At 65.9% G+C, this 25,893-nt stretch carries 24 protein-coding genes and 7 tRNA genes; 19 read left to right on the plus strand and 12 right to left on the minus strand.

All coding sequences use genetic code 11. The features are described 5' to 3' along the window. Nucleotides 1-82: 82 nt before the first annotated feature. The 9 genes from lon to QM470_RS10705 all read left to right on the plus strand — a co-directional run bounded on the left by lon (nucleotide 83) and on the right by QM470_RS10705 (nucleotide 4,771). Entirely contained in the window at nucleotides 83-2,524 is a 2,442-nt protein-coding gene (gene lon, locus QM470_RS10665) for an endopeptidase La (RefSeq protein ID WP_280014031.1), read from the plus strand. Between the two features lie 100 nt (nucleotides 2,525-2,624). Next, nucleotides 2,625-2,700: transfer RNA gene (locus QM470_RS10670), tRNA-Gly, on the plus strand. Nucleotides 2,701-2,758: 58 nt separating this feature from the next. Next, nucleotides 2,759-2,834: transfer RNA gene (locus QM470_RS10675), tRNA-Gly, on the plus strand. A gap of 56 nt (nucleotides 2,835-2,890) precedes the next feature. Beyond that, nucleotides 2,891-2,966 (plus strand) — tRNA-Gly (locus QM470_RS10680). A gap of 57 nt (nucleotides 2,967-3,023) precedes the next feature. Further along, nucleotides 3,024-3,099, plus strand: a tRNA-Gly gene (locus QM470_RS10685). Nucleotides 3,100-3,131: 32 nt separating this feature from the next. Continuing rightward, nucleotides 3,132-3,205 (plus strand) — tRNA-Cys (locus tag QM470_RS10690). Nucleotides 3,206-3,213: 8 nt separating this feature from the next. Continuing rightward, nucleotides 3,214-3,289 (plus strand) — tRNA-Gly (locus tag QM470_RS10695). A gap of 135 nt (nucleotides 3,290-3,424) precedes the next feature. Beyond that, nucleotides 3,425-3,513 (plus strand) — tRNA-Leu (locus tag QM470_RS10700). A gap of 259 nt (nucleotides 3,514-3,772) precedes the next feature. Further along, entirely contained in the window at nucleotides 3,773-4,771 is a 999-nt protein-coding gene (locus QM470_RS10705; protein ID WP_066533732.1) for an aldo/keto reductase, read from the plus strand. A gap of 116 nt (nucleotides 4,772-4,887) precedes the next feature. Here QM470_RS10705 and QM470_RS10710 read toward each other — a convergent pair whose 3' ends face one another. Beyond that, entirely contained in the window at nucleotides 4,888-5,028 is a 141-nt protein-coding gene (locus QM470_RS10710; protein WP_172591783.1) for a DUF3149 domain-containing protein, read from the minus strand. A gap of 268 nt (nucleotides 5,029-5,296) precedes the next feature. Between QM470_RS10710 and QM470_RS10715 the strand changes: the two genes are divergently transcribed. Further along, nucleotides 5,297-5,785: a DUF2721 domain-containing protein gene (locus tag QM470_RS10715; RefSeq protein ID WP_280014029.1), complete on the plus strand. Its 489-nt coding sequence runs from the start codon at nucleotides 5,297-5,299 to the stop codon at nucleotides 5,783-5,785. Nucleotides 5,786-5,911: 126 nt separating this feature from the next. Here the strand turns inward: QM470_RS10715 and QM470_RS10720 are convergent, their stop codons facing one another. Continuing rightward, the gene (locus QM470_RS10720; protein ID WP_280014028.1) at nucleotides 5,912-6,829 is read right to left on the minus strand and encodes an HTH-type transcriptional regulator ArgP; all 918 of its coding nucleotides are present in this window, start codon (nucleotides 6,827-6,829) and stop codon (nucleotides 5,912-5,914) included. A gap of 70 nt (nucleotides 6,830-6,899) precedes the next feature. On the opposite strand from QM470_RS10720, the gene QM470_RS10725 reads away from it, so the two are divergent. Further along, nucleotides 6,900-7,553, plus strand: a complete 654-nt coding sequence (locus QM470_RS10725) for a LysE/ArgO family amino acid transporter (protein WP_283339245.1) — start codon at nucleotides 6,900-6,902, stop codon at nucleotides 7,551-7,553. 106 nt (nucleotides 7,554-7,659) lie between these two features. On the opposite strand, the gene QM470_RS10730 is transcribed toward QM470_RS10725, so the two are convergent. Together QM470_RS10730 and QM470_RS10735 are read right to left on the minus strand one after the other, a co-directional pair. Further along, nucleotides 7,660-7,977 carry a hypothetical protein gene (locus tag QM470_RS10730; protein ID WP_283339246.1) on the minus strand — a complete coding sequence of 106 codons (318 nt, stop codon included), beginning with the start codon at nucleotides 7,975-7,977 and terminating at the stop codon, nucleotides 7,660-7,662. A gap of 325 nt (nucleotides 7,978-8,302) precedes the next feature. Beyond that, a complete protein-coding gene (locus QM470_RS10735) occupies nucleotides 8,303-9,088 on the minus strand; it encodes a MetQ/NlpA family ABC transporter substrate-binding protein (protein ID WP_066533720.1) in 786 nt (261 codons plus the stop codon). 6 nt (nucleotides 9,089-9,094) lie between these two features. On the opposite strand from QM470_RS10735, the gene QM470_RS10740 reads away from it, so the two are divergent. Next, nucleotides 9,095-9,277, plus strand: coding sequence for a hypothetical protein (locus QM470_RS10740; protein ID WP_283339247.1), 183 nt, complete (start codon nucleotides 9,095-9,097; stop codon nucleotides 9,275-9,277). Next, nucleotides 9,267-9,503, plus strand: coding sequence for a DUF3820 family protein (locus QM470_RS10745; RefSeq protein WP_283339248.1), 237 nt, complete (start codon nucleotides 9,267-9,269; stop codon nucleotides 9,501-9,503). Before QM470_RS10740 ends, QM470_RS10745 begins: the two co-directional genes overlap by 11 nt. A gap of 149 nt (nucleotides 9,504-9,652) precedes the next feature. Here the strand turns inward: QM470_RS10745 and QM470_RS10750 are convergent, their stop codons facing one another. After that, a complete protein-coding gene (locus QM470_RS10750) occupies nucleotides 9,653-10,141 on the minus strand; it encodes an ABC transporter substrate-binding protein (RefSeq protein ID WP_283339249.1) in 489 nt (162 codons plus the stop codon). Between the two features lie 516 nt (nucleotides 10,142-10,657). Here QM470_RS10750 and QM470_RS10755 point away from each other — a divergent pair. Further along, nucleotides 10,658-11,734, plus strand: a complete 1,077-nt coding sequence (locus tag QM470_RS10755) for a BMP family ABC transporter substrate-binding protein (RefSeq protein ID WP_283339250.1) — start codon at nucleotides 10,658-10,660, stop codon at nucleotides 11,732-11,734. Nucleotides 11,735-11,817: 83 nt separating this feature from the next. Beyond that, on the plus strand, nucleotides 11,818-12,531 hold the full coding sequence (locus tag QM470_RS10760) for a phosphoribosyltransferase (protein ID WP_283339251.1): 714 nt from the start codon (nucleotides 11,818-11,820) through the stop codon (nucleotides 12,529-12,531). 79 nt (nucleotides 12,532-12,610) lie between these two features. Here QM470_RS10760 and serB read toward each other — a convergent pair whose 3' ends face one another. From serB to mfd, 4 genes are all read right to left on the minus strand, one after another. Continuing rightward, nucleotides 12,611-13,324, minus strand: coding sequence for a phosphoserine phosphatase SerB (serB, locus tag QM470_RS10765; protein ID WP_218331560.1), 714 nt, complete (start codon nucleotides 13,322-13,324; stop codon nucleotides 12,611-12,613). A 131-nt stretch (nucleotides 13,325-13,455) separates the two neighbouring features. Next, the gene (locus QM470_RS10770) at nucleotides 13,456-14,490 is read right to left on the minus strand and encodes a Bug family tripartite tricarboxylate transporter substrate binding protein (protein ID WP_283339252.1); all 1,035 of its coding nucleotides are present in this window, start codon (nucleotides 14,488-14,490) and stop codon (nucleotides 13,456-13,458) included. Between the two features lie 268 nt (nucleotides 14,491-14,758). After that, the gene (locus QM470_RS10775; RefSeq protein ID WP_283339253.1) at nucleotides 14,759-15,466 is read right to left on the minus strand and encodes a hypothetical protein; all 708 of its coding nucleotides are present in this window, start codon (nucleotides 15,464-15,466) and stop codon (nucleotides 14,759-14,761) included. 34 nt (nucleotides 15,467-15,500) lie between these two features. Continuing rightward, on the minus strand, nucleotides 15,501-18,992 hold the full coding sequence (mfd, locus tag QM470_RS10780) for a transcription-repair coupling factor (RefSeq protein WP_283339254.1): 3,492 nt from the start codon (nucleotides 18,990-18,992) through the stop codon (nucleotides 15,501-15,503). A 94-nt stretch (nucleotides 18,993-19,086) separates the two neighbouring features. Here mfd and QM470_RS10785 point away from each other — a divergent pair, with 94 nt between their 5' ends. Both QM470_RS10785 and ispF read left to right on the plus strand, forming a co-directional pair. Beyond that, nucleotides 19,087-19,905, plus strand: coding sequence for an IspD/TarI family cytidylyltransferase (locus QM470_RS10785; RefSeq protein ID WP_066534019.1), 819 nt, complete (start codon nucleotides 19,087-19,089; stop codon nucleotides 19,903-19,905). A 48-nt stretch (nucleotides 19,906-19,953) separates the two neighbouring features. Next, nucleotides 19,954-20,436 (plus strand): 2-C-methyl-D-erythritol 2,4-cyclodiphosphate synthase, encoded by a 483-nt coding sequence (ispF, locus tag QM470_RS10790; RefSeq protein ID WP_066533708.1) that lies wholly within the window; start codon nucleotides 19,954-19,956, stop codon nucleotides 20,434-20,436. 93 nt (nucleotides 20,437-20,529) lie between these two features. Here ispF and QM470_RS10795 read toward each other — a convergent pair whose 3' ends face one another. Next, the gene (locus QM470_RS10795; protein ID WP_283339255.1) at nucleotides 20,530-22,065 is read right to left on the minus strand and encodes an ATP-binding protein; all 1,536 of its coding nucleotides are present in this window, start codon (nucleotides 22,063-22,065) and stop codon (nucleotides 20,530-20,532) included. A 96-nt stretch (nucleotides 22,066-22,161) separates the two neighbouring features. Further along, nucleotides 22,162-22,893 carry an osmolarity response regulator transcription factor OmpR gene (ompR, locus tag QM470_RS10800; protein ID WP_066533704.1) on the minus strand — a complete coding sequence of 244 codons (732 nt, stop codon included), beginning with the start codon at nucleotides 22,891-22,893 and terminating at the stop codon, nucleotides 22,162-22,164. 215 nt (nucleotides 22,894-23,108) lie between these two features. Here ompR and QM470_RS10805 point away from each other — a divergent pair, with 215 nt between their 5' ends. Next, nucleotides 23,109-23,846, plus strand: coding sequence for an SIMPL domain-containing protein (locus QM470_RS10805; RefSeq protein WP_283339256.1), 738 nt, complete (start codon nucleotides 23,109-23,111; stop codon nucleotides 23,844-23,846). A gap of 149 nt (nucleotides 23,847-23,995) precedes the next feature. On the opposite strand, the gene QM470_RS10810 is transcribed toward QM470_RS10805, so the two are convergent. Then, nucleotides 23,996-24,778 (minus strand): 3-hydroxybutyrate dehydrogenase, encoded by a 783-nt coding sequence (locus QM470_RS10810; protein ID WP_283339257.1) that lies wholly within the window; start codon nucleotides 24,776-24,778, stop codon nucleotides 23,996-23,998. 67 nt (nucleotides 24,779-24,845) lie between these two features. On the opposite strand from QM470_RS10810, the gene QM470_RS10815 reads away from it, so the two are divergent. Continuing rightward, nucleotides 24,846-25,778 (plus strand): alpha/beta fold hydrolase, encoded by a 933-nt coding sequence (locus tag QM470_RS10815; RefSeq protein ID WP_283339258.1) that lies wholly within the window; start codon nucleotides 24,846-24,848, stop codon nucleotides 25,776-25,778. Nucleotides 25,779-25,893: the final 115 nt, after the last annotated feature.

Raw genomic sequence — 25,893 nt, forward strand, 5'->3', positions numbered from 1 at the left:
CGTGCAGCCTGGGGCACACTGGTGGTGCCCGTGTAGCTGATATCTGCCGCAGGTGCTGCCTGCGGTATTACTGAGGAATCCCATGTCAGGAACAACTCCCGAGACCGATACACCGCTCGACCTGCCGCTGCTGCCGCTGCGGGACGTCGTGGTGTTTCCCCACATGGTCATTCCCTTGTTTGTGGGCCGCGCCAAGAGCATCAAGGCGCTGGAACTCGCCATGGAAGGCGACCGCCGCATCATGCTGGTGGCACAGAAGGCCGCATCCAAGGACGAACCGTCGGTGGACGACATGTTCGAGGTGGGCTGCGTGTCCACCATCCTGCAGATGCTCAAGCTGCCCGACGGCACCGTGAAGGTGCTGGTGGAAGGCCAGCAGCGTGCGCTGGTGGTCGAAGTGACCGACCACGACACGCACTTCACCAGCAAGCCCCGCCTGCTGGATGTGCAGGACGACGCTGTCCAGTCCAGCGAAGTGGAGGCCCTGCGCCGCGCGGTGACCCAGCAGTTCGACCAGTACGTCAAGCTCAACAAGAAGATCCCTTCGGAGATCCTGAGCTCGATCTCCGGCATCGACTCGCCGGGCCGTCTGGCCGACACCATTGCCGCGCACCTGCCGCTGAAGCTGGAGAACAAGCAGCAGGTGCTGAACCTGTCAGACGTGAAAGAGCGTCTGGAAAACCTGTTCGAACAGCTCGAGCGTGAAGTCGACATCCTGAATGTGGACAAGCGCATCCGCGGCCGCGTCAAGCGCCAGATGGAGAAGAACCAGCGCGACTTCTACCTGAACGAACAGGTCAAGGCCATCCAGAAGGAACTGGGCGAGGGCGAAGACGGCGCCGACCTGGAAGAGGTCGAAAAGAAGATCAAGCTGGCCAAGATGCCGGTGGCTGCGCGCAAGAAGGCCGAAGCCGAGCTGAAGAAGCTCAAGCTGATGTCCCCCATGTCGGCGGAAGCCACCGTGGTGCGCAACTACATCGACGTGCTGACCGGTCTGCCCTGGAGCAAGAAGACCAAGATCAAGCACGACCTGGCCAACGCCGAGGAAGTGCTGAACGCCGACCATTTCGGTCTGGAAAAGGTCAAGGACCGCATCGTGGAATACCTCGCGGTGCAGCAGCGCGTGGACAAGGTCAAGGCACCCATCCTGTGCCTGGTCGGCCCCCCTGGCGTGGGCAAGACCTCGCTGGGCCAGTCGATCGCCAAGGCCACGGGCCGCAAGTACGTGCGCATGGCCCTGGGCGGCATGCGTGACGAAGCCGAGATCCGCGGCCACCGCCGCACCTACATCGGCGCCATGCCGGGCAAGGTGCTGCAGAGCCTGGAGAAGGTGGGTACGCGCAATCCGCTGTTCCTGCTGGACGAGATCGACAAGCTGGGCATGGACTTCCGTGGCGACCCTTCCAGCGCGCTGCTGGAAGTGCTGGACCCCGAACAGAACCACACCTTCGGCGACCACTACGTCGAGGTCGACTTCGACCTGTCGGACGTGATGTTCGTGGCCACCTCCAACTCGATGAACATCCCTTCGGCCCTGCTGGACCGCATGGAAGTGATCCGCCTGTCGGGTTACACCGAGGACGAGAAGACCAATATCGCCATCCGCTATCTGCTGCCCAAGCAGCTGACCAACAACGGCGTGCGCGAAGGCGAGCTGAAGGTGGAAGAGTCCGCGGTGCGCGACATCGTGCGCTACTACACCCGTGAAGCCGGCGTGCGCTCGCTGGAGCGCGAGCTGTCCAAGATCTGCCGCAAGGTGGTCAAGGGCATCCAGCTCAAGAAGCTCGAACCCATGGTGGTGGTCACTGCCGACAACCTGCCGGACTACCTGGGCGTGCGCAAGTACACCTATGGCCGTGCCGAGCAGCAGAACCAGGTGGGCCAGGTCGTGGGCCTGGCATGGACCGAAGTGGGCGGCGATCTGCTGACCATCGAGGCCGTGGTGATGCCCGGCAAGGGCAACATCCTGCGCACCGGTTCGCTGGGCGACGTGATGAAGGAATCGGTCGAAGCCGCACGCACCGTGGTGCGCAGCCGCGCCAGACTGCTGGGCATCAAGGACGAGCTGTTTGAAAAGCGCGACGTCCACGTGCACGTGCCCGACGGCGCCACGCCCAAGGACGGCCCCAGCGCGGGTGCGGCCATGACTACGGCCTTTGTCTCGGCGCTGACCGGCATTCCCGTGCGCAGCGACGTGGCCATGACCGGTGAAATCACCCTGCGTGGTGAAGTCACGGCGATTGGCGGTCTGAAGGAAAAACTGCTGGCGGCCCTGCGTGGCGGCATCAAGACAGCGCTGATTCCCGAAGAGAACGTCAAGGACCTGCAGGAGATCCCGGACAACGTCAAGAGCGGCCTGGAAATCATCCCCGTCAAGTGGATCGACCAGGTGCTGAAGGTGGCGCTGGAGCGCATGCCCGAGCCCCTGACGGACGAAGAAGTGGCAGCAGCCGCGGCGGCTGCCGCAGCAGCGGCCGACAAGGCCGAAAAGGCGGCAGATCCTTCGGGCGCGGTGAAGCATTGAGTTTTTTGGCCGCATTTGAAAAAAGCGGCCAAAAAATTACGCTACAATTCATCCCATCGCAGCGTTGCTTCGTTATAGAATGCAAGGCTTCGGCGGAAACGCGGGAATAGCTCAGTTGGTAGAGCGATACCTTGCCAAGGTATAGGTCGACGGTTCGAACCCGTTTTCCCGCTCCAGGTTTTCAGAACCTGTAGCAATACAGGTTCGCATCGGAAGGCGATAAGTCTTCCGAATGCGGGAATAGCTCAGTTGGTAGAGCGATACCTTGCCAAGGTATAGGTCGACGGTTCGAACCCGTTTTCCCGCTCCAGGTTTCAGAACCTGTAGCAATACAGGTTCGCATCGGAAGGCGCAAGTCTTCCGAATGCGGGAATAGCTCAGTTGGTAGAGCGATACCTTGCCAAGGTATAGGTCGACGGTTCGAACCCGTTTTCCCGCTCCAGGTTTTCAGAACCTGTAGCAATACAGGTTCGCATCGGAAGGCGCAAGTCTTCTGAATGCGGGAATAGCTCAGTTGGTAGAGCGATACCTTGCCAAGGTATAGGTCGACGGTTCGAACCCGTTTTCCCGCTCCAGGTTGGACAAGGGTGTGCAAACATCCTGCGATGGCGCGATAGCAAAGCGGTTATGCCCCGGATTGCAAATCCGGTTAGACCAGTTCGACTCTGGTTCGCGCCTCCAAAAAATTTGCGGGAATAGCTCAGTTGGTAGAGCGATACCTTGCCAAGGTATAGGTCGACGGTTCGAACCCGTTTTCCCGCTCCAGGTCTTTGAAAAAGGGAAGCTCAGGCTTCCCTTTTTTCTATCTGCCCCAGACTTGGCAGAAGGGCAACAGCCGGTGCATGCTGCGGTATGCTTGGCCGCTGTCTGAAACAGACACACGACAGCCTGGCTGGCGTGGCCCCGATGGTGAAATTGGTAGACACATCGGACTTAAAATCCGCCGCCTTTAATCGGGCGTACCGGTTCGATTCCGGTTCGGGGCACCACCAAAACAAGAACCTGCCATGCGCATGCATGGCAGGTTTTTTTTGTGCCTGCATGGGACGGGCTCAGGCTCAGGCAGGGGCAGGGGCAGGGGCAGGGGCAGGGGCAGGGGCACGCCGCAGCCCTGGAGCTGCTTGAGGGTGCTCCACTGCACGTTCCCACTGTCTACGGAGGGGAGGGTGGCATGCTTGTCCCCTCCGGGGCATGACACCGCCTACGGCATGCGTCATAGTGCGGCTTTTGCACACAACAGGCCACGCCATGCACTACCGTCGACTGGGAAAAAGCAATCTGCAAGTCTCTAACCTGTGCCTGGGCGCCATGATGTTCGGCGACCAGACCGGGGCGCAGGAGGCCGGCGAGATCGTCGCCCATGCCAAGGCGGCCGGCGTCAACTTCATCGACACCGCCGATGTCTACACCAAGGGCGCCAGCGAACGCATGCTGGCACCGCTGCTGGCCGGTCAGCGCCATGACTGGGTGCTGGCCAGCAAGCTGGGCAACAAGATGGGCGATGCGCCCAACCAGGGCCACTACTCGCGCAAATGGATGGTGCAGGAGGTCGAGTCCAGCCTGCAGCGCCTGCAGACCGACCACCTGGACATCCTCTACCTGCACCGCGACTACAACGGCATGGACCTGGAAGAGCCGCTGCGCGCGCTGGACGACCTAGTGCGTGCCGGCAAGCTGCGCTACTGGGGGGTGTCCAACTTCCGCGCCTGGCGCATCGGCGAGCTGGTGCATGGCGCACGCAGCCTGAACATGGCCGGCCCGGTGGTCTGCCAGCCGTACTACAACCTGCTCAACCGCATGCCCGAGGTCGAGATCCTGCCCGCCTGCGAATTCCATGGCCTGGGCGTGGTGCCCTACAGCCCGGTGGCGCGCGGCGTGCTGACCGGCAAATACCTGCCCGGTCAGGCCCCCGATGCCGGCAGCCGTGCCGGCCGCGGTGACAAGCGCATCACGGAGACAGAGTTCCGCACCGAATCGCTGGAGATCGCCCAGCGCCTGAAGGCCCATGCTGAGTCGCGTGGCGTCACCTTGGCGCAATGGGCCACCGCCTGGGTGCTGCGCCACCGCGCGGTGAGCGCGGTGATTGCCGGCCCGCGCACGCTGGCCCAGTGGACGGACTATCTGCCGGCCGTCGATCTGGACATCAGCGCCGAAGAAGAACGCATGGTGGACGATCTGGTGCCGGCTGGCCACCCGTCCACGCCGGGCTATACCGACCCGGCCTACCCGCTGATGCCCCGCCGCTGAAGGCCGGGCGGCACGATGGGGATGGGGGAGGGCGCAGCAGCGCCTTGCCCCTCCCAAAAAATAAGCCCGCGCAGGGCGGGCTCAAGGTGCAACAACGCGGAAGTCCAGCTTGCTTGTTATTTGGATTTCGGTGCGTCCAGCTTGATCTTGTTCAGAAACAGCATGGTGAAGTACACCGCCATGATGAGCACAATGAAAATCACGGAAATGCTCATCAGGCCGTAGTCGGTGGAGAACAGGTCAATCAGCATCTTCATGGAAAAAAGCCTTTCTACATCAATGGGATGGCAGGACTATCGCCTGCGCTGCCGTCCTGCGGTTTGTGCCATGTCAAAGGCCCGGGGTGGCACATTTGTGCCAGCGCAAACCGCGCGCGGAGCGGCCATCCGCCGGTGCCGGACGGGCCTGCGCCGCCCGCATGCCGGCATTGCGCACGGCAAAAGCTGAGATTGCGGTCGCGCAGGGCACCGGACAGGGTGGACAGCCCTCACAATGTCGCTGTTCCCATCTTTTGAATGCTTTCCCATGAGCGTAGTGATTGACGTCGCCACCGCCACCCACAGCGTGCAGCTGGCCGTGGCCCCCGTGTTCCTGCTGACGGCGGTGGCCGGCATGATCGGCGCCGTGGCCGGGCGGCTGGCGCGCATCATCGACCGTGCCCGCGTGGTGGAAGACCGGGTGCGTGCCAGCCAGGATGCGCTGTTCATCCAGCGCGGCCTGACCGAGCTGCAGTACCTGCGCCGGCGCGGGCGCATCTCTAACGTCAGCATCGGCTTGCTGACGCTGTGCGGCTTTCTGATCGGCCTGACCATCATCTTCCTGTTCATGGGCCAGGCCTGGGGCGTGGAAGAGCAGCTGTTTGCCGTGATCAGCTTCTTACTGGGCATCGGCACCTTCCTGGCCGCGCTGGCCGGCTTCATGTGGGAGACGGTGCTGGCCACCCAGCTGCTGGACTTCCATGTGCTGGAAATGAAGCGCGATGTGGCCGAGCAGATCCCGCCGGAAAAGTCCTGAAAATCCTTGAAAGGCGCTGACAAGCCCTGAGCAGCACGGACGGGACGCAGTGCGCGTTGCACCGCAGGCCGCCCACAGCTTGACCACGGGCGGCCTACAGACCCGACCACAGGCCGCTATCGCGGCCTATTCGCCCGCCGCTGGCAGCGGGTCCAGCCAGTTGCGTGCGGCGGCAATCACGCACTGGGTCAGCCGCTCCAGCCCGGCCTGGGCGTTGCGGGCATGGGCCCAGTACAGGTCCACCACCATGTCGGTGTCGGGGCGCAGTTCCACCAGCGTGCCGGCATCCAGATAGCGCTGGATCAGCACCGTGGGGTGCATGCCCCAGCCCACGCTGGCTTCGCAGGCGCGCACAAAGGCATGGGCTGACGGCAGCCAGTGGCGCGGTGGGGCCGTGCGTGAGGCCAGGCCCTGCTGCTGCAGCCATTTGTCCTGCATGCCGTCCTTGCGGTCATAGGTCAGCACCGGGGCGATGGCCATGGCCTCCTTGCTCACGCCGTCGGCAAAGTAGCGCGCCACGAATTCGGGGCTGGCGGCCGCCACATAGCGCATGCGGCCCAGCGGCCAGGTGTTGCAGCCGGTGATGTGGCTGGACGAGGCGGTGACCGCCGCCATCACATCGCCTTCCTTGATGCGTTTGGCCGTGTGGTCCTGGTCGTCGATGCTGATGTCCAGCAGCTCGTTGCCGGTGCTGGTGAAGCCGGACATCGCATCGATGAACCAGCTGTTGAGCGAATCGGCATTCACCGCCAGCTTCAGTGTGGGGCGGGCCACCTGGCCTTCGGGCACCAGTTCGGGGTTGTGGCGGCGCAGCTCGTTTTCCAGCAGCGCCACCTGTTCCACATGCAGCACCAGGCGGCGGCCGGCATCGGTGCCGGTGCAGGGCTGGCCGCGCAGCACCAGCACCTGGCCCACGCGCTCTTCGAGCTGCTTGACGCGCTGCGAAATCGCGGAGGGAGTGACATGCAGTTTGCGCGCCGCGCGGTCAAAGCTGCCTTCACGCAGCACGGCGGCCAGGGCTTCGAGTCCAGCGTAGTCGAGCATTTAGAAAAATTGAAGATCGTTCAGATAGTTTAATTTTACTAATTTAAGTACGCCTTGGACAATCAGGGACATGGCGCACAGCACTCTCTACACCCCTTTTCTGGCTGCATGGCTGGCAGGCTTTACGGTCTGCCTGTCCCTCATCGTCTCCATCGGCGCACAAAACCTCTATGTGCTGCGCCAGGCGGTGCACAGCCAGCATGTGCGCGCCTGCGTGGCCTGGTGCGTGGCCAGCGACGCGCTGCTGATCGGTCTGGGCGTGGCCGGCATGGCCCGCCTGCTGGCTGAACGTCCGGACTGGGCCTACTGGCTGGGCCTGGGCGGTGTGCTGTTCATGCTGGCCTATGGCCTGTTTGCCCTGTGGCGCATGGTCTTTGCCCAGCACAGCGTGCAGCCGGGCGAAGGAGAAGGCGGGCGCAGCCTGTGGCGCGTGGTGGGCACGCTGGCCGTGATCACCTTGTTCAACCCCCATGTCTATCTGGATACGGTGCTGCTGGTGGGCTCCATCGGCGCGCGCCAGGAAGGCGACCTGAAATGGGTGTTCGTGGCCGGCGCGGCCAGTGCCAGTGCGCTGTGGTTTGCCGGCCTGTCGGCCGCAGGCCGACGCCTGAAGCACTGGTTTGCCCAGCCGCTGGCCTGGCGTATCCTGGACGGCCTGACCGGCGCCATGATGCTGTCGCTGGCCTGGTGGGTGTGGCAGGGGCTGGACCGCAGCCTGGCGTGAGCTAGGCATAAGCCCGGCACGCGCTTGGTGTGCACCCCGCAAAAAAAGGCGCACCAGCATCGCTGGAGCGCCTTTTCTGTGGGTGGGAAGGCCGCGCCGGCGGGGATCAGTCCAGCCGGGCCAGTACTTCCAGCAGGCCCCATTGGTTGGCCATGATCTGGTAGAAGGCCTCCTGGCCGGTCTTGCCGCTCTTGCCCTGGATGTAGACCAGATAGCCGGACGACTTGGGCTGGGAGGTCGGGAAGATCTTGTCGTAGCCGAACTTCTCGGCAATGTCGCCGCGGAAGTTGATGTGGTGCTTGCCCAGATCGTCGCCATGCCGTTTGGCAAACACCTCCAGGGTCTTGGGGTGGGTGACTTCGTTCTGGCCATCCTTGATGGCTTTGTCCAGGGAGGGGGTGGCGGGAGCTTCAGCTTGGCTCATGAACGTGCAGGTGCTGGTTGAAAAATGCCGGTGGCACAGGTGCGCAACCGGGTCATGCGCACAGAAAGCAGCATCATGCCCGCAGATGCCGGCAGGCGAAACCCGAATTTCCGCCTACTGACCACGGGCTTGATCTGCACCAAAGCTGTGCCGTATCCCGCATTACAGCGGGCTTTGCGGCCCCGCGCCATGGGGCGCGCCGCCCACGTGGGCTGGGGGCGACAGCCGGTGGCAGCCCATTGCCATACGCTATGTAAACGTGTAGATACATAAAAAAGGCGCCGACCAGCGGCGCCTTGCAAGCGGTTCAGCGGGGCCGCTGCGTTCAGAATGCGGGCACCACGGCACCCTTGTACTTGTCCTGGATGAACTTCTTCACTTCCGGCGAGTGCAGGGCCTTGATCAGCTTGGCGATGTTGGGATCGTTGGCGCGGTCCGCACGGGCGGCCACGATGTTGGTGTAGGGCGAATCCGCACCTTCGATGAACAGCGCATCCTTGGTGGGGTTGAGCTTGGCTTCGATGGCGTAGTTGGTGTTGATCAGGGCCAGGTCCACATCGGCCAGGGCACGGGGCAGCAGAGGTGCTTCCAGTTCCTTGAACTTCAGCTTCTTGGGGTTCTTGACCACGTCCAGCGCGGTGGAGGTCAGGCTCTTGGGGTCCTTGAGCTCGATCAGGCCTTGCTTGGCCAGCAGCAGCAGGGCGCGGCCGCCGTTGGAAGGATCGTTGGGAATGGCCACGGTGGCGCCGTTCTTCAGGTCCTTGATGTTCTTGATCTTGGTGGAATAGGCACCGAAGGGCTCAACGTGGATCTTGCCGTTGGGCACCTGCACCAGCGAGCTCTTGCGGTCCTTGTTGTAGCTGTCCAGGTAGGGCTGGTGCTGGAAGAAGTTGGCGTCCAGCTGCTTGTCTTCCACGGCGGCATTGGGCTGCACGTAGTCGCTGAACTCCTTGACCTCCAGGTCCAGGCCCTGGGCCTTGAGCTGGGGCTTCACGAAATTCAGGATCTCGGCGTGGGGCACGGCGGTGGCGGCAACCTTGAGCACGTCAGCAGCATGGGCGGACAGGGCCAGAGCGGCAATGGCCACGGCGGTAAGCGTCTTCTTCAGCATGGTGGTGTGAATTCCTTGGCAAAGGTGAAAATCAGCAGAGGTTTCCAGCGTCTGGGCCCTGGGCATGCGACGTTGGCTGAAGGCAAGTTTAGTGCAGCCCTGGAGCGGCTGGACAGCAGAATTTCAATTTCGGTTATAAAAAACGTGGTTTTTATGCAAATTAAGAAAAAGGCCTGTTATGCAGCCTGAAGACCTGCAGGCACTGGTGCAGCTGCGCATGCCTTTTGGCAAGCACAAGGACATGTTGCTGGCCGATCTGCCCGGCAACTACCTGGCCTGGTTTGCACGCGAAGGCTTTCCTGCCGGGCGCCTGGGCCAGTTGCTGGCGCTGATGCACGAGCTGGACCACAACAACCTGCGCGGCCTGCTCGATCCGCTGCGCACGGCGTCGCGCGCATCGGCACGCCGCGTGTGACCGAGTGACTCTGCTACCCCGCCGCCCGGGGCGGCACCACATCGCCCAGCGCAGCCCACCATGCACAACGCCCCGCAGCGTGAGCCAACGGGGCGTTGTGTCCGGCCCTTTCAGCCTGCACGGCTGAAGGGCGGCTTGCGCGCAGTGCTTTACTTGGCGGCGGCGTGGGCCGCGGCAGCCTTGGCCTTGGCTTCGTCCAGCTGCTTTTGCAGGGCAGCGGCTTCGGCATCGGCGGCCTTGGCGTCGGCAGCAGCCTTGGCCTTGGCTTCGGCATCCTTGTCGGCCGACGGGCCGCTCATGGCACCGGCGATGGCGCTACCGGCCATGGTGCCTGCCACGGCGCCCACGGCGGCGCCTGCCATGGTGCCCATCATGCCGGAGCCGGCGCGGGCCGGTGCGGCAGCCGCAGCGGGTGTTGCGGCGGTGGCGGCCGCAGGCGTGGCGGCTGCCGGGGTGGCAGGCTTGGCCGCAGCCGTGGGGGCGGCGGGTGTGGCGGGCTTGGCGGGGGCCGAGCCGATGGAGGCGGGACGCACGGTCTTACCACCGCCCATGCGCTTGGCCTGGGCCAGCGAAGGCACGGTCAGCGATGCGATTGCCAGGGCAATCACGGAGGCAGTGGCACGGTACGAAGTCTTCACAGAAAGTATCCAATCATGGTTGTCATACAGGGCGGACAGGCCCGCCAGGCCGCAACGCCATGGCGGCGCCGACCTGGTATGTATGTAGGGGTGGAGGAGGAGATTCCAAGCGATCCTCCGTGCAGCCGTTGGCAACGAACGGGGGAGGACGCCAGGGCAGCCGCTGGTTGTGTGACGTTATGGGGCTGCAGCAGCTATTGTAGGAACTCTTGAAGGCCCTGCGGCGCCCCACCGGGGTGAATGCAGGGATAAACCGGGGGCGTGCCGTGCAAGGCACGGGAAGACAGGTGGCGCTGCGCTTGCCGCAGCAGAGAACAAGAACACGTTGGAAGGCCTGCAGTAAGTGTGCTGAATGCTCTCGAAAAAAGAGCGTTTGGTCGAATGCAGAGGCTGCCGGACCCGCCAATGTCCGTGGCACGCAAGTTGCAAGTGCAGGGGGTGCCCGGCATGGCGCGCAGGATGCGCCACGGCCGCCGGGTTCCGGTTCATTTCCCCTTTCCGAAGAACAACACTGCCATGCGCTCTCCCCGCCATCTCCTCCCCCCCCTGGCTGTTGCCCTGGGCTGCGCCACCGCCCTGGCCACGGCCCATGCGGCCGATCCGATGAAGGTCGGCTTCCTCTACATCGGCCCCGCCAGCGGCGCAGGTTGGTCCTATGCCCACGAACTGGCGCGCCAGGAGGTGCAGAAAAAGTTCGGCAACAAGATCGAAACCATCTTTGTCGAGAACGTGGCCGAGAACGACGCCGAGCGTGTGACCCGTGACCTGGCTGCCCAGGGCGCCAAGGTCATCTTTGGCGGCGCTTTCGGTTTCATGAACGGCATGGAACGCGTGTCCCGCGACTTTCCCAAGGTGGCTTTCGAACACGCCACGGGCTACAAGACCGGCCCGAATCTGGGCATCTACGACATCCGCACCTACGAAGGTGCCTGCCTGAACGGCACGATTGCCGGCCACCTGTCCAAGACCCAGACCATCGGGGTGGTCGCACCGCATCCGATTCCGGAGATCGTGCGCAACATCAATGCCTTCACCCTGTGCGCCCAGGAGGTGAACCCCAAGATCCAGACCCGCATCCTGTGGGTCAACACCTGGTACGACCCGCCCAAGGAAGCCGAAGCCGCCAAGACCCTGCTGAACCAGGGCGTGGACGTGCTGATGCAGAACACCGACTCGGCGGCCCCCCTGCAGGTGGCCAAGGAAGCCGGCAAGGTGGGCTTTGGTTGGGACACCGATATGGCCCAGTGGGGCGGCGATGCCCAGATGGCCGCCGCCCGCCTGGACTGGAGCATCTACTACAGCAAGGTCGTGGCCGATGTGATGGCCGGAACCTGGAAGCCCGGCAACGTCTGGATCGGCATGAAGGACGGCGCCATCCACTACGACCACTTCAGCAAGAACCTGCCCGCCAAGGTGCGCGCTGCGGTGGAGCAGCGCGGCAAGGACATTGTCTCGGGCAAGCGCCCGGTGTTCCACGGTCCGCTGCGCGACCAGGCGGGCAAGGAACGCAGCAAGGCCGGCGACATGCCCGATGCCGACAAGCTGAAGATGAACTTTCTGGTGCAGGGCGTGATCGGCGCCATGCCGCAGTAAGCCGGGTGGCACCGCCGATCGCCCGGGAACGCTGCGGCCTCTCGGGCGGCGGTGCACCGCCACGGATGATGATGAACATGAGTATGTCGAACACAGACCTGTTGACCCCCTATACCGCCCGCTGGTACACCGCCGCCCAGGCGAGCGCACTGCCGCCGGCGGGCCCCACTTTTTCCAGCACCTACACCGTGGCGCTGCAAGGCGGCAGCGCCCTGGAGCTGCCGCTGCGCGTGCTGCCCGGCGGCGACAAGGCGATTGCGCTGCTGATGAGCAACCAGACCCCGTTCGCGGTGGAAGACGCGCTGGCCCCGCTGGTGACCGCCGCCGCTGCCAGCCTGCAGCCCGAGGTGATTGCCGCCGTGCCCACCATGGGCCTGGACTACGCCCGCCTGGTGGCGCGCGGCCTGGGGCTGGCTGACTATGTGGCCCTGGGCCACTCGCGCAAGTTCTGGTACGACGAGGCGCTGAGCGAAGCCGCCACCTCGTCCACCAGCACGCAGGGCAAGCGTGTCTACCTGGACCCGGCCCTGGTGGCGCGGGTGCGCGGCAAGCGCGTGGTGCTGGTGGACGATGTCATCAACACCGGCATCAGTGCGCTGTCGGCCGTGCGCCTGCTGGAGCGCGCCGGCGCCGAGGTGGTGGGCCTGACCGTGCTGCTGAGCGAAGGCCATGCCTGGCGTGCGGTGGTGGGCGAACTGGGTGCGGGCTGGGACCAGCGCGTGCGCGCGGTGGGTCACATCCCCATGTTCGAGGCGGCAGGCGACGGGCGCTGGCAGCCGATGGCCGACACGCTGTAAGCGCTCGTTCCGAGTCGTTCGGGCTGGTCCTGGGTTGGCGCAGAGGCCGTGCGCGCCGTGGTGCGCGCAGCAGGGCTGCTTACTGCAGCACTTCCAGCAGGCGGTCCAGACCGCCCTGGTTGATGCAGACCTTGGCTTCCGCGCGCACGCGGGGCTTGGCGTGGTAGGCCACGGACAGACCGGCCGCCTGCATCATCGGAATGTCGTTGCTGCCATCGCCCACGGCGATGCACTGGGCGGCGTCGATGCCCAGCAGGCTGGCCACTTCCAGCAGCGTGCGGCGCTTTTCGGCGCCGTCGCAGATATCGCCCCAGGGCTGGTCCACCAGGCCGCCGGTCAACACGCCGTTGTCCATCTCCAGCACATTGGCGCGCACAAAGTCGATCTGCAGCAGATCGCGCACATGCTCGGCAAAGTAGGTGAAACCGCCGGAGACCAGCAGCACCTTCAGGCCGGCATTCTGGGCGGCCTTGACCAGGGTGTGCGCACCGGGCGACAGCTGCAGGCGCTCGGCCAGCACGCGGGCCATGTCGGCCTGGGTGACCCCGGCGAGCTTGCCCACGCGCTGGCGCAGGCTGTCCTTGAAGTCGGTGATCTCGCCGCGCATCGTGGCTTCGGTGATGGCGGCCACCTCGGCCTTCTTGCCCGTGGCGTCGGCGATCTCGTCGATGCACTCGATGGTGATCAGCGTGGAATCCATGTCGAACGCGATCAGCTTGTAGGCGCTGAGCTTCTGGGGGGCGGTGATGTTCTGGATCGTCAGGCCGGGGGCAAATTCGGTGGCAACGCTCATGGCAGCTCAAGTCGAGGGGGTAGAAGGAGGAGCAGGCCGCGCCGGGCGCGGCTGCGCAGGCCGCATTATCCCCGTACGCCGGGGAATCTGCGGTGTCACGGCGTATCCGGCGCTGCCATGGCGGGCCGCGCTCACTGTGGCACCAGGCCAGCGGCCTTCACCAGCTCGGCATGCAGCAGGATGTCCTGGTGGACGGTCTGCTTCAGCTGCTCCGGTGTGCCGGGCGCCACTTCCATGCCGCTGTCCCCCAGCTTGGCCACCACCTCGCCCTGCAGCACCTTGTGCACGGCGCGGTTGAGCTGGGCAATCACCGGCTGCGGTGTCCTGGCCGGGGCAAACAGGCCCACCCAGGCCGACAGGTTCAGGTTGGCAAAGCCGCTCTCGGCCATGGTGGGCGTGCCGGCCAGCATCTTGCTGCGTTGCGGGCTCATCAGCCCCAGGGCGTGCAGCTTGCCGGACTGGATGTGGGGCAGGGCCTCGGGTAGCACCGCAAACAGCATGTCCACATTGCCGGCCAGCGTGTCGTTGATCGCCGGTGCGCCGCCCTTGTAGGGCACGTGCAGCATGTCGGCATGGGTGCGGGTGCTGAACATCAGCGCCGCCAGATGCTGGGGGCTGCCGTCGCCCGAGCTGGCATAGGTCAGCTTGCCGGGTGCGGCCTTGGCAGCCGCCACCACGGCAGCGACGCTGGGAAACTTCTGCCTGTCCTTGACCACCAGCACCATGGGCTGGTTGACCAGCTGGGCCACCGGGGCGAAGTCGGCCTCCGGGTCATAGGGCAGGGATTTGAAGATGCTCTTGTTGGTGGTCAGAAACGAGGCCGGCGAGACCATCAGCTGGTAGCCGTCGGCCGGCGCGCGCGCTACCTGGGGCGTGCCGATCTGGCCAGAGGCCCCGGGCTTGTTCTCGACGATGAACGGCTGGCCCAGCTCGGCCGCCAGTTTCTGGCCGACCACGCGGGCAATCATGTCCGCGCTGCCGCCGGCGGGCAGGGCCACCATCACCTTGACGGGGCGTTCGGGGTAGCTGCCCTGGGCCAGGGCGGCGGGGTTGGCGGCGCTCCACACGGCGGCGCCAAAGGCCAGCAGACAGAGCAGGCGCGGGGCATGAACCAGGGAACGTTCCAGGGAATGGCGCGGAAGATGGCGGAGGTGCGGTGCGGACATGAAACCCCTTGCTCGGATGGACGCTGCACAGGCCGGGGCCTGCACAGCGGTGGACTGGCGGTGGAATGGCGTCACGGCGGAATCGCATGGGCCGTTGCCTGCTGCAGCCAAGCAATTTCAATGCCGTGCCCTTGGCTGCGAAAGAGGGGAAAGCCCGAGAGGGGGCCAGCGGAAAGAGGCCGGCCACCGGCTGCGCACCGCGCCGGAGCAGGGGAGGATGCACGGTTGGTTCAACGACCGCGTGCATGGCGGGCGCCGGCAGGCCGGCTCAGGTGGAGCTGTCGTGCTTCTCTGCCACCTGCTCGTAGAGGTACAGGCGGTCCGACCAGGTGGCCAGCCAGTCCGGGCGGTAGGCCACGCAGACCGAGCAGATCATGCCGGTGACCACGGCATCGCCCCAGGCCATCAGCCAGTGGGCGATGTGGGACAGATCCTCGTTGACCCCCGGCAGCGGCTGGCCGGTGGCGCTGGCCAGCACGCTGGCCGCAAACAGGCTGAAGACGGTGCCCATGAAGCAGCGCCCGAACAGGTAGACAAACACCTTGGTGCCCAGCCACTGGCGCAGCAACACGCCCCAGAGCATGCCCAGCGTGGCCGGCAGCATGCCGTGCCAGACGATGAGGCGCAGCGCCTCATGCCCGGCCAGCCCGGGCGACAGCAGGCAGGCGATCACCCCCACCAGGGCCAGCGTGGGCATGGCCAGCGGCCAGCCCAGGGCCAGCACCACCAGGCAGGCGCCGGACCACTGCAACTGCAGCGGCATCTTGTGCAGCGTGGGCATGGCCCACAGCCAGGGCAGGATCACCAGGGTGGCCAGCAGCGGCGTCCACAGCGGCGAGGCGATGCGCGGCACGTCCTGGGGCGTGGCATAGCGCCCCGGCAGCGTACGGTCGACCAGCAGGCGCCAGGGGCGCATGGACAGCGCCACCCCCAGTGCCACCAGGGCAAAGGCCGCTTCCAGCAGGGCTTGCAGCATGGGGGACTACCTCCTGCGAGCAGTATGACCAGCTTCAGGCCGTGGCGGGTGTTTCCGCGCGCAACGGTTGTCCCAGACTTTTCAGCACATCGCGCACCATCTGGGCGCGGGCCTTGGGGTCTTCCAGCGCGCGTTCGATGCGCAGCTTGTCGTTGCCCGCCAGCTTGATGTGCTTGTTCTTCTGGATCAGGTGGATGATCTGCATCGGATCGATGGGCGGGTTCGGCTTGAAGGTGATGCTGATCACGCCCGGCGCGGCATCGACCTTGAGCACGCCATAGGGCTCGGAGAGCACGCGCAGGCGGTGGGTGTCGATCAGCGTCTGGGCCTGGGGCGGCAGCTTGCCGAAGCGGTCCACGATCTCTTCCAGCAGGTTGTCGATCTGGTCGCTGGTCCTGGCCGTGGCCAGCTTCTTGTAGAACGACAGGCGCAGGTGCACATCGCCGCAGTAGTCATTGGGCAGCAGCGCCGGGGCGTGCAGATTGATGTCGGTGGAGGCCGACAGCGGCGACAGCAGATCGGGCTCCTTGCCATTCTTCAGGCTGCGCACGGCTTCGGCCAGCATCTCGTTGTAGAGCTGGAAGCCGATCTCCATCATGTTGCCGCTCTGGTTCTCGCCCAGCACCTCGCCGGCGCCGCGGATTTCCAGATCGTGCATCGCCAGGTAGAAGCCGCTGCCCAGCTCCTCCATCTGCTGGATGGCGTCCAGCCGCTGCTCGGCCTGCTTGGTCAGGCTCTCGATGTCCGGCACCATCAGATAGGCATAGGCCTGGTGGTGGCTGCGGCCCACGCGCCCGCGCAGCTGGTGCAGCTGGGCCAGGCCGAACTTGTCGGCGCGGCTGATGACGATGGTGTTGGCCGTGGGCACGTCGATGCCGGTCTCGATGATGGTCGAGCACAACAGGATGTTGAAACGCTGGGCCACGAAGTCGCGCATCACGCGCTCCAGTTCGCGTTCGGGCATCTGGCCGTGGGCCACGGCAATGCGCGCCTCGGGCAGGATTTCCTCCAGCTTCTGGCGGCGGTTCTCGATGGTCTCCACCTCGTTGTGCAGAAAATACACCTGGCCGCCGCGCTTGAGCTCGCGCAGCACGGCCTCGCGGATCACGCCGTTGCTCTCGGAGCGCACAAAGGTCTTGATGGCCAGCCGGCGTTGCGGGGCGGTGGCAATCACCGACAGGTCGCGCAGCCCTTCCAGCGCCATGCCCATGGTGCGCGGAATGGGGGTGGCGGTCAGGGTCAGCACATCCACCTCGGCGCGCAAGGCCTTCATGGCCTCCTTGTGGCGCACGCCGAAGCGGTGCTCCTCGTCGATGATCAGTAGGCCCAGGTTCTGGAACTTGGTCTTCTCGGACAGCAGCTTGTGCGTGCCCACCACAATGTCCACGGAACCGTCCTCGATGCCCTTGAGCGCGGCATTGATCTCCTTGGTGGAACGGAAGCGGCTCATCTCCGCCACCTTCACCGGCCATTTGGAGAAGCGGTCCACCAGCGTCTGGTAGTGCTGCTCGGCCAGCAGCGTGGTGGGGGCCAGAAAGGCCACCTGCTTGCCGCCCATGGCGGCCACAAAGGCCGCGCGCAGGGCGACCTCGGTCTTGCCGAAACCCACATCGCCGCAGACCAGGCGGTCCATGGGCTGGGGGCTGATCATGTCGTGCACCACGGCGTGGATGGCGGCCTTCTGGTCGGCCGTCTCCTCAAAGCCGAAGTCCTGGGCGAACTGCTCGTAATCCTGGGCGCTGTAGCGGAAGGCGTGGCCCTGGCGCGCGGCGCGGCGGGCGTAGATGTTCAGCAACTCGGCCGCAGCGTCGCGCACCTGCTCGGCGGCCTTGCGCTTGGCCTTTTCCCACTGGCCGCTGCCCAGGCTGTGCAGCGGTGCGGATTCGGGTGTCACGCCGGTGTAGCGGCTGATCTGGTGCAACTGGCTGACGGGCACGTACAGCACTGCATCCTTGGCGTATTCCAGGTGCAGAAACTCCTGCAGCGCAGGCGATCCATCGGGGTTCTTCTGGCCCACGTCCATGTTGACCAGTCCGTGGTAGCGGCCGATGCCGTGCTGGGCATGGACCACCGGGTCGCCCACCTTCAGCTCGGACAGGTCCTTGATCAGCGCATCGACATCGCTGACCTGTTCCTGCTTCTTGCGCCGCCGCGTGCCGCCGCTGGTCTCGAACAGCTCGGTCTCGGTGACGAAGTCGATGCCTTCCTCCGTCCAGGCAAAGCCCTGGGCCAGGTTGGAAGTGGCAATGCCCAGCCGCTCGCCGTCATCGGCCTGGAACTCGGCCAGCGAATCGAAGGCCGGCGGGTTGACGTTGGAGGCCCGCAGAAAGTCCAGCAGGCTTTCGCGCCGGCCGTCGCTTTCGGCCAGCACCAGCACGCGGCGTGCCGCGTGGGCGATATGGGCCTGCAGCCGGGCCAGTGGCTCCTCGGCGCCGCGCACCACGGCCAGCGGCGGCAGCTGCTGGAACAGGGCGCTGTCGGCCACATCCTCCACCCCCGGGCGCAAGGCCAGCTGCGGGTAGGGCTTGGCGCTGGTGTAGAACTGGTCGGCCGTCAGGAACAGGGTTTCGGGCGGCAGGGCCGGGCGCTCGGGGTCGCCCTGCACCAGGCGGAAACGCTCCTTGGTGTCGGTCCAGAAACGCTGGAACGCCGGCTCCAGATCGCCGTGCAGCACCAGCGTGGCGTCGTCGCCCAGGTAGTCGAAGACGGTGGCCGTGGCGTCAAAGAACAGCGGCAGGTAGTACTCGATGCCCGCCGTCGCCACGCCATTGCCCATGTCCTTGTAGACGCGGCTGCGCGTGGGGTCGCCCTCCAGCAGCTCGCGCCAGCGGGAGCGGAACTTGGCGCGTGCATCCTCGTCCATGGGGAACTCGCGGCCGGGCAGCAGGCGCACCTCGGGCACGGGGTAGAGGCTGCGCTGGCTGTCGGGGTCGAAGGTGCGGATGGAGTCGATCTCGTTGTCGAACAGATCCACCCGGTAGGGCACGGGTGAGCCCATGGGAAACAGATCGATCAGGCCGCCGCGCACCGCATATTCGCCGTGGCTCACCACCTGGGAGACATGCTGGTAGCCGGCCAGCGTCAGCTGGGCCTTGAGCTTGGCTTCGTCCAGCTTCTGGCCCTGCTTGAAATGGAAGGTGTAGCCCGCCAGAAACGACGGGGGTGCCAGCCGGTACAGGGCGGTGGTGGCCGGCACCAGCACCACGTCGGCGCCGGTCTCGTGTTCGCGGCTGCGGATGCGCCACAGCGTGGCCAGGCGCTCGCTGATCAGGTCCTGGTGCGGCGAAAACGTGTCGTAGGGCAGGGTTTCCCAGTCCGGAAACAGGGCGCAGCGCAGCTCGGGGGCAAAGAACGCCAGCTCGTCGATCAGCCGCTGGGCGTCGCCCGCATCGGCCGTGACGATGGCCGTGATGCGGCCCGCCGCCCGCTCGCGCTGCGCCAGACGCGACAGCAGCAGCGCATCGGCGCTGCCCGTGGGGCGGGGGAGGGTGAAACGGTGACCGGAGCGGAGGGTGGGCAGCTGCATGGGAGAGGTGGTGGCGGTACGGTGGCCCCATGGGCGTGGCCTTTTGCCGCCAGGATGTCTGCGAAGGGGAAATCCCGATTCTAGAATGCCTGCCATGACCGACCTGCTTGCTCCTTCCCCAGTCCCCCATCCGCCCCAGGGCCGTTTCTGGGGGCTGGTGCCCTGCGCAGGGGTGGGACTGCGGGCGATTGCGCCGGGCAGCCCCACGCCGGAGCTGCCCAAACAGTACCAGCTGGTGGCCGGCCAGCCCATGGTCCTGCACACCCTGGCCGCGTTTGCCGGCACGGCCGGGCTGGCGGGCACCCTGGTGGCGGTGGCGGCCGGCGACCAGTTCCTGGCCGACCACCCGGTGACCGGCTGCTTTGTCGTGCCCTGCGGCGGCCCCAACCGGGCCGATACCGTGCGGGGCGGCCTGAAGGCGCTGCTGGCGCAGGGCGCGGCCCAGCATGACTGGGTGCTGGTGCACGATGCGGCGCGCTGCCTGATCACGCCGCAGCAGATCCGCAACCTGATCGATGCCTGCGTGGACGATGCCGTGGGCGGCCTGCTGGCCCACAAGCTGCCCGATACGCTCAAGACCGCCGTCACCGGCCCGACCGGCGTGCGCGTGGCGGCCACGGTGGACCGCAGCGACAAGTGGCTGGCGCAGACGCCGCAGATGTTCCGCATCGGTCCGCTGCTGGATGCGATCTCGCGCGCCGGAGCGGCCGTGACCGACGAGGCCAGCGCCATGGAAGCCATGGGCCTGCGCCCCAAGCTGGTGCCCGGCGGGGCGCAGAATTTCAAGGTCACCTACCCGGACGACTTTGCGCTGGCCGCCGCCGTGCTGTCGCAGCGCGGCCGGGCCACCACGGCGGAGCGCTTCCAGGGGCGCCGCAACCCGCCGTCCGCCAGCGGCAACCCGTTTTTCTGATGTCAACCCTATGGGCAGGTCGCACCTGAAGCGCCTGCGGAGCAAGCTATGAATTTTCGTATTGGAGAAGGCTGGGACACCCATGCCCTGGTGCCGGGCCGCAAGCTCATCATCGGCGGGGTGGAGATTCCCCACGTCACCGGTCTGCTGGGTCACTCGGACGCCGATGTGCTGCTGCACGCCATCACCGACGCCCTGCTGGGCGGTGCCTCGCTGGGCGATATCGGCCGGCATTTCCCGGACACCGACCCCGAGTTCCGGGGTGCCAACTCGGTGGTGCTGCTGACCGAGGCCGCCCGCCGCGTGCGGGAAAAAGGCTGGGAGATCGGCAATGTGGACAGCACCGTCGTGGCCCAGGCCCCCAAGCTGGCGCCGCACATTCCCGCCATGCGCGAGCGCATTGCCCAGGCCTTGGGGGTGACGCTGGACCAGGTGAACGTCAAGGCCAAGACGGCCGAAAAGCTGGGCCCGGTGGGCCAGCTGCAGTCCATGGAGGCACGGGCCGCGGCGCTGCTGTTCCGCAAGGACTGAGCACCAGCCCCGGCCGGCCCTGCAGGCCTGGCCACCCCATAAAAAAAGCCGGCGGATGCCGGCTTTTTGCATGCAGGGGCGCAGGGCGCTGCGTCAATCGTCGCCCAGGTCTTCCGCTTCGTCCAGGCGGTCGGTGCTGCGGCGGCGCGGCGGCAACTGGCGCTTGACCTGCGGGCGCTGCAGGCGCTGGGGCGTGTCGTTGTCGGCACCGCTGGCTGCGCGCTGCAGCTGCACATGCGCCGCCAGACCGCCACCGGGCGCATTGGTCAGCGACAGCACGCCGCCCATGCGCTGCACCGTCTTGTCCACGATCGACAGGCCAAGGCCGGCGCCTGCGGCGGCGGTGCGGGCCGTGTCACCCCGGAAGAAAGGCTGGATCAGGCTGGCCAGCTGTTCGGGCGGCACACCCGCGCCATGGTCGCGCAGCCGCACCACCACCCAGGCTTCGCGCTGCTTGACGCTGATGTCCACATGCGTGGTCTCGGTGTCCGGCGTCTTGCCGTAGCGGCGGGCGTTTTCCAGCAGGTTGGAGATCACGCGCGCCAGCTCGATCTCGTCGGCCATCACATACACATCTTCCGGCACCGACATGCTGATCTGCAGCTCGCGGTGGTCCTGCACCGCGTAGACGCAGGACGACACCACCGCATGCAGATTGACCGTGGCCAGCGCCACATGGTCGGGGCGGGCGTAGTCCAGGAACTTGTCGATGGTGGCATCCAGCTGCACGATGTCGGCCACCATATGGCCCCGGGCCACATCGTCGTTGACGCTCATCTCGGTTTCCAGGCGCAGGCGGGCCAGCGGGGTGCGCAGGTCGTGCGAGATGCCGGCCAGCATCACGGCGCGCTCCTGCTCCAGCTTGGCCAGTTTCTGCGCCATGCGGTTGAAACCGATGTTCACCTCGCGGATTTCGCTGGTCACGGCCTGCTCGTCGAGCTGGCTGGCCTCGAAGTCGCCATCGCGCACGCGGTTGGCCGCGTCGCTCAGCTGCTTGAGCGGCTGGTTGATCAGGCGGGCAATCACGGCGGCCCCGGCCAGCGACAGAATGCCGGCGGTGATCAGCCACACCAGCCAGGTGCGGCCGCCAGCGGGGCTGAAGCGCGAGCGGTCCATCAGCAGCCAGTTGCGGTCGCCGTTGATGGAAAATCCCACCCACAGACCCTGCTCGCCGTTGACGCTGCGCGCCACGATGGTGCCCGGGCCCAGGCGCTGCGTCAGCTCTTCCGTCAGGCGCTGGCCCAGCGGCGTATGGTCCATTTCCTCGAACTTGTCGCCCGGCTCGCGCGGCAGGATGCGCACGCCTTCCTGGTCGGCCATGGTCTTGATCAGCGAGACGCGGTTGATCGCATCCGAGTGCACCAGGGCGGCGCGGCTCAGGTTGACCAGCGAGGCGATCTGCTGGGCCGTGTGCAAGGTGCGCGGCTCGAACTCGAAGGCACGCAGCGTCTGCAGCCAAGCCAGGATGCTGCCCACCAGCAGCAGGGCCAGCAGGAAGAAGGTGCGCCAGAACAGGTTCAGGCCCATGCGCGAACGCGCATGCGCCGCACGGGGGCGGCGTTGTGGTTCCGGTTCGTCGGCCACGGCAGAGTCGGAAGAGGAAAGTGGGCTGGCGGTAAAAGCGCGCATGGTCAGAAGACTTCCATTGAACCGCAGCGCAGCACACCACCATCGGTCGGATGGTGGCGAGCAGGCGGTGTCAGGGGAAGCGCTATCTTACGGTGCTTAATTCGCACCATCTGGTACGAAGACGTAACCAACGCCCCAGACTGTTTGAATGTAGCGCGGAGCGGCGGCATCTTCTTCGATCAGCTTGCGCAGGCGCGAGACCTGCACGTCCAGACTGCGGTCAAACGGCTCGAACTCGCGGCCGCGGGCCAGCAGGGCCAGCTTTTCACGGGACAGCGGCTGGCGCGGATGGCGCACCAGGGCCTTGAGCATGGCGAACTCGCCGGTGGTCAGCGCCAGTTCTTCGCCATTCTTTTGCAGCACGCGGGTGCCCAGGTCGAAGGTGAAGGGGCCGAAGGTGACCACTTCGTTTTCGCCCGACGGCGCGCCCGGAGCTTCCACCGGGGGACGGCGGCGCAGCACGGCGTGGATGCGGGCCAGCAGTTCACGCGGGTTGAACGGCTTGCCCAGGTAATCGTCAGCACCGACTTCCAGACCGACGATGCGGTCCACGTCTTCGCCCTTGGCGGTCAGCATGATGATGGGGGTGCGGTCGTTGGCCGAGCGCAGGCGGCGGCAGATGGACAGTCCATCCTCGCCGGGCATCATCAGGTCCAGCACGATCAGATCCACGGTTTCGCGCAGCAAGATGCGGTTCAATGCCTTGCCGTCTTCGGCAATCATGATCTCAAAGCCTTCTTGCGTCAGGTATCGGCGGAGCAGATCGCGGATGCGGGCGTCGTCGTCCACCACCAGGATCTTGTCGGTACGGTTGTTCGTAGAGGCCATGGATATCCCTAGTCCAATTTGTAACAGAGCCAATTTTGACCATCTTGGCGGCGGAAAAACCGGATTACCCCGGTACTTTGACCAAGTGTTACAAGTGTTGCCCTGCGGAGCAAGTGTTGATTGACGTAGTGCAGTCCCCTCCGCCAGGCGGTGGTAAGGTCGCTTGTTCCCGACGATTTCGTCTTCATCCCATTGACCTGTCAAGGAGGAATGCTATGCCTTTTATCCCCCGCCACACCCAGGCCCTGGCGGCTGCCGCCATCGTATGGGGTGCTGCGGCCACCGCCGCACAGGCCCAGACCGCCGTAATGGCCCCACCGCAGAACGTAGTACAGCTGACGGCCGCCGGCAGCGTGGAGGTGGCGCAGGACCTGCTGGTGCTGACCCTGTCCGCCACGGAAGAGGGCAGCAATGCCGCCGCCGTGCAAAAACGCCTGCAGCAGGTGGTGGATGCGGCACTGGCCACGGTGCGCCCCCAGGCGCAGCCAGGCGGCATGGAAGTGCGCACCAGCGGCTTCAACGTTTTCCCGCGCACCACCAGCAAGGACGGCAAGATCGCGGGCTGGCAGGGGCGTGCGCAGCTGGTGCTGCAGGGCAAGGACTTCGACCGCATCACCAGCACCGCCGCCAAGGTGCAGGGCATGCAGGTAGGCCAGGTGGCCTTCGGCCTGTCCAAGGAAGGGCGCGCCAAGGTCGAGGGCGAGGCGCAGCAGCAGGCCATCGACCAGTTCAAGGCCAAGGCGGCCAGCCTGGCCAAGGCCTTCGGCTTTGCCAGCTACACCTTGCGTGAGGTGTCGGTCAACAGCAATGAAGTCGGCATGCGTCCCTATATGGCAGGGGCCATGATGAAGTCCTCCATGGCGGCGGATGGCGCGGAAAGCGCCCCGCTGGCGGTGGAGGCCGGCAAGACCCAGGTCGAAGTGCAGGTCTCGGGCGCGGTGCAGCTGCAATAACCCAGGCGCCCCTTGGGGCGGTGCCGGGCACCCGGCATGCCGAGCTTCGGCCAAGCAAAAAGCCCCGGGCAGCTGCCAGGGGCTTTTTTGTGGGGGCAGGGCGTGGTAACCGTTTCGGCTTTCCGCCCCGCCGCAGCGGGGGGGGGGGCTTACTGGGCCGCCCAGCCGCCGTCCATGTTCCAGGCCACGCCGCGCACATTGTTGGCCGCGGCCGAGCAGAAGAACACCGCCAGCTCGCCCAGCTCGGCCGGGGTGGTGAACTGCAGCGACGGCTCTTTCTCGCCCAGCAGCTGCCGCGTGGCCTCTTCGTTGGAGATGCCCTGGGCAGCCGCCTTGGCGTCCACCTGCTTTTGCACCAGCGGGGTCAGCACCCAGCCGGGGCAGATGGCGTTGCAGGTCACGCCGCTGGTGGCGTTTTCCAGGGCCGTGACCTTGGTCAGGCCGACGATGCCGTGCTTGGCCGCCACATAGGCCGACTTCTGGGCCGAGCCCACCAGGCCGTGCACCGAGGCCACATTGATGATGCGGCCCCAGTTGGCCTGCTGCATGGCCGGCAGCGCCAGGCGCGTGGTGTGAAAGGCGCTGGTCAGGTTGATGGCGATGATGGCGTCCCACTTGTCCACCGGGAAATCCTGCACCGCCGCCACATGCTGGATGCCGGCGTTGTTGACCAGGATGTCCACCCGGCCGAATGTCGAGGCGGCAAACGCCATCATGGTTTCGATGTCGGCGGCCTTGCTCATGTCGGCGCCGTGGTGGGCCGCCCGTACGCCATGGGCCTTGCCGGCTTCGCGCACCGCGGCCAGCGGGCCTTCGGTGTCGCCGAAACCGTTGAGCACCACGTTCGCACCCTGCTGCGCCAGGGCTTGCGCAATGCCTAAACCGATGCCACTGGTGGAACCCGTCACCAGTGCCGTCTTGCCTTTGAGCATAGAGGTCTCCGAATCCATTACGATGGTCAAAAGCCCATTATGGGCTGCGCCTGGAAAGTTGCTCTGCATGATTGAACCTACGCTGAACTACGTAACCTGTCCCGGTCCTGCAGTCCGCACGGCGGACGCACCAGAGCGCAGCGAACACCGCATGGCCTACTGGGAGTGGAACGCCACCGGCAACCCCGTCCACCCCCATGTCATCGTCTGCGTCCACGGCCTCACGCGCCAGGGGCGGGACTTCGATGTGCTGGCACGCGCGCTGGCGCCGCATGCGCGGGTCATCTGCCCGGATGTGGCCGGACGCGGGCGCAGCGAATGGCTGGCCGACCCCCTGCATTACGCCGTGCCGCAGTACGCGCTGGACATGCTGATGCTGCTGCAGCACCTGCAGGCGCAGGCCCCGCTGCAGACCCTGGACTGGATAGGCACCAGCATGGGCGGGCTGATCGGCATGGCGCTGGCCGGCCAGGCCCAGCTGCCGCTGCCGGTGCCCATCCGACGCCTGGTGCTCAACGACGTGGGGCCCACGCTGGAATGGGCGGCGCTGCAGCGCATCGGCAGCTATGTGGGCCAGCCGGTGCGCTTTGCCAGCGTGGAGGAGGCTGCGGCCACGCTGCGCGTCATCTCGGCCGGGTTCGGCCCGCACACCGATGCCGAATGGCGGGCCCTGACCGAGCCCATGCTGACCCCCTTGCCCGACGGCGGCCTGGGCCTGCATTACGACCCGGCAATCGGCGTGGCACTGCGCGGCATGACGCGGGAAGAAGCCGAGCAGGGCCAGACCCTGATGTGGCAGCTCTACGACCAGATCACGGCACAGACTTTGCTTTTGCGGGGGGAACAGTCCGATTTGCTGACGGCCGCCACCGCCCAGGCCATGCAGGAGCGTGGACCACGGGCACAATGTGTGGTGCTTGCAAATGTGGGGCACGCCCCCACATTGGTCTCAGCCGACCAAGTGGCGGTCGTGCGAGACTTTGTATTGGCCCAGGAATGACGCAAGAACAACAACCAAACAGCCAGGCCGGCAGGGGAGTGCGGCCATGAGAAGTGTGACGTCTTTGCCCCCCACCACGGTGGAGGCCGGTGCGCCAACCCATGGCACGGTACCC

Source organism: Comamonas sp. 17RB, from assembly GCF_030056555.1.
In the GTDB taxonomy this organism is placed as follows: Bacteria; Pseudomonadota; Gammaproteobacteria; order Burkholderiales; family Burkholderiaceae_C; genus Comamonas; species Comamonas terrigena.

Coding starts and splice junctions, on each gene's coding strand:
- QM470_RS10805 (WP_283339256.1), top strand. CDS start 23,109: ATGCCTTTTATCCCCCGCCACACCCAGGCCCTGGCGGCTGCCGCCATC.
- QM470_RS10795 (WP_283339255.1), bottom strand. CDS start 22,065: ATGCGCGCTTTTACCGCCAGCCCACTTTCCTCTTCCGACTCTGCCGTG.
- QM470_RS10735 (WP_066533720.1), bottom strand. CDS start 9,088: ATGCTGAAGAAGACGCTTACCGCCGTGGCCATTGCCGCTCTGGCCCTG.
- lon (WP_280014031.1), top strand. CDS start 83: ATGTCAGGAACAACTCCCGAGACCGATACACCGCTCGACCTGCCGCTG.
- QM470_RS10725 (WP_283339245.1), top strand. CDS start 6,900: ATGGCGCACAGCACTCTCTACACCCCTTTTCTGGCTGCATGGCTGGCA.
- QM470_RS10715 (WP_280014029.1), top strand. CDS start 5,297: ATGAGCGTAGTGATTGACGTCGCCACCGCCACCCACAGCGTGCAGCTG.
- serB (WP_218331560.1), bottom strand. CDS start 13,324: ATGAGCGTTGCCACCGAATTTGCCCCCGGCCTGACGATCCAGAACATC.
- QM470_RS10720 (WP_280014028.1), bottom strand. CDS start 6,829: ATGCTCGACTACGCTGGACTCGAAGCCCTGGCCGCCGTGCTGCGTGAA.
- mfd (WP_283339254.1), bottom strand. CDS start 18,992: ATGCAGCTGCCCACCCTCCGCTCCGGTCACCGTTTCACCCTCCCCCGC.
- QM470_RS10710 (WP_172591783.1), bottom strand. CDS start 5,028: ATGAAGATGCTGATTGACCTGTTCTCCACCGACTACGGCCTGATGAGC.
- QM470_RS10745 (WP_283339248.1), top strand. CDS start 9,267: ATGCAGCCTGAAGACCTGCAGGCACTGGTGCAGCTGCGCATGCCTTTT.
- QM470_RS10755 (WP_283339250.1), top strand. CDS start 10,658: ATGCGCTCTCCCCGCCATCTCCTCCCCCCCCTGGCTGTTGCCCTGGGC.
- QM470_RS10770 (WP_283339252.1), bottom strand. CDS start 14,490: ATGTCCGCACCGCACCTCCGCCATCTTCCGCGCCATTCCCTGGAACGT.
- ispF (WP_066533708.1), top strand. CDS start 19,954: ATGAATTTTCGTATTGGAGAAGGCTGGGACACCCATGCCCTGGTGCCG.
- QM470_RS10815 (WP_283339258.1), top strand. CDS start 24,846: ATGATTGAACCTACGCTGAACTACGTAACCTGTCCCGGTCCTGCAGTC.
- QM470_RS10760 (WP_283339251.1), top strand. CDS start 11,818: ATGTCGAACACAGACCTGTTGACCCCCTATACCGCCCGCTGGTACACC.
- QM470_RS10810 (WP_283339257.1), bottom strand. CDS start 24,778: ATGCTCAAAGGCAAGACGGCACTGGTGACGGGTTCCACCAGTGGCATC.
- ompR (WP_066533704.1), bottom strand. CDS start 22,893: ATGGCCTCTACGAACAACCGTACCGACAAGATCCTGGTGGTGGACGAC.
- QM470_RS10705 (WP_066533732.1), top strand. CDS start 3,773: ATGCACTACCGTCGACTGGGAAAAAGCAATCTGCAAGTCTCTAACCTG.
- QM470_RS10785 (WP_066534019.1), top strand. CDS start 19,087: ATGACCGACCTGCTTGCTCCTTCCCCAGTCCCCCATCCGCCCCAGGGC.
- QM470_RS10775 (WP_283339253.1), bottom strand. CDS start 15,466: ATGCTGCAAGCCCTGCTGGAAGCGGCCTTTGCCCTGGTGGCACTGGGG.
- QM470_RS10730 (WP_283339246.1), bottom strand. CDS start 7,977: ATGAGCCAAGCTGAAGCTCCCGCCACCCCCTCCCTGGACAAAGCCATC.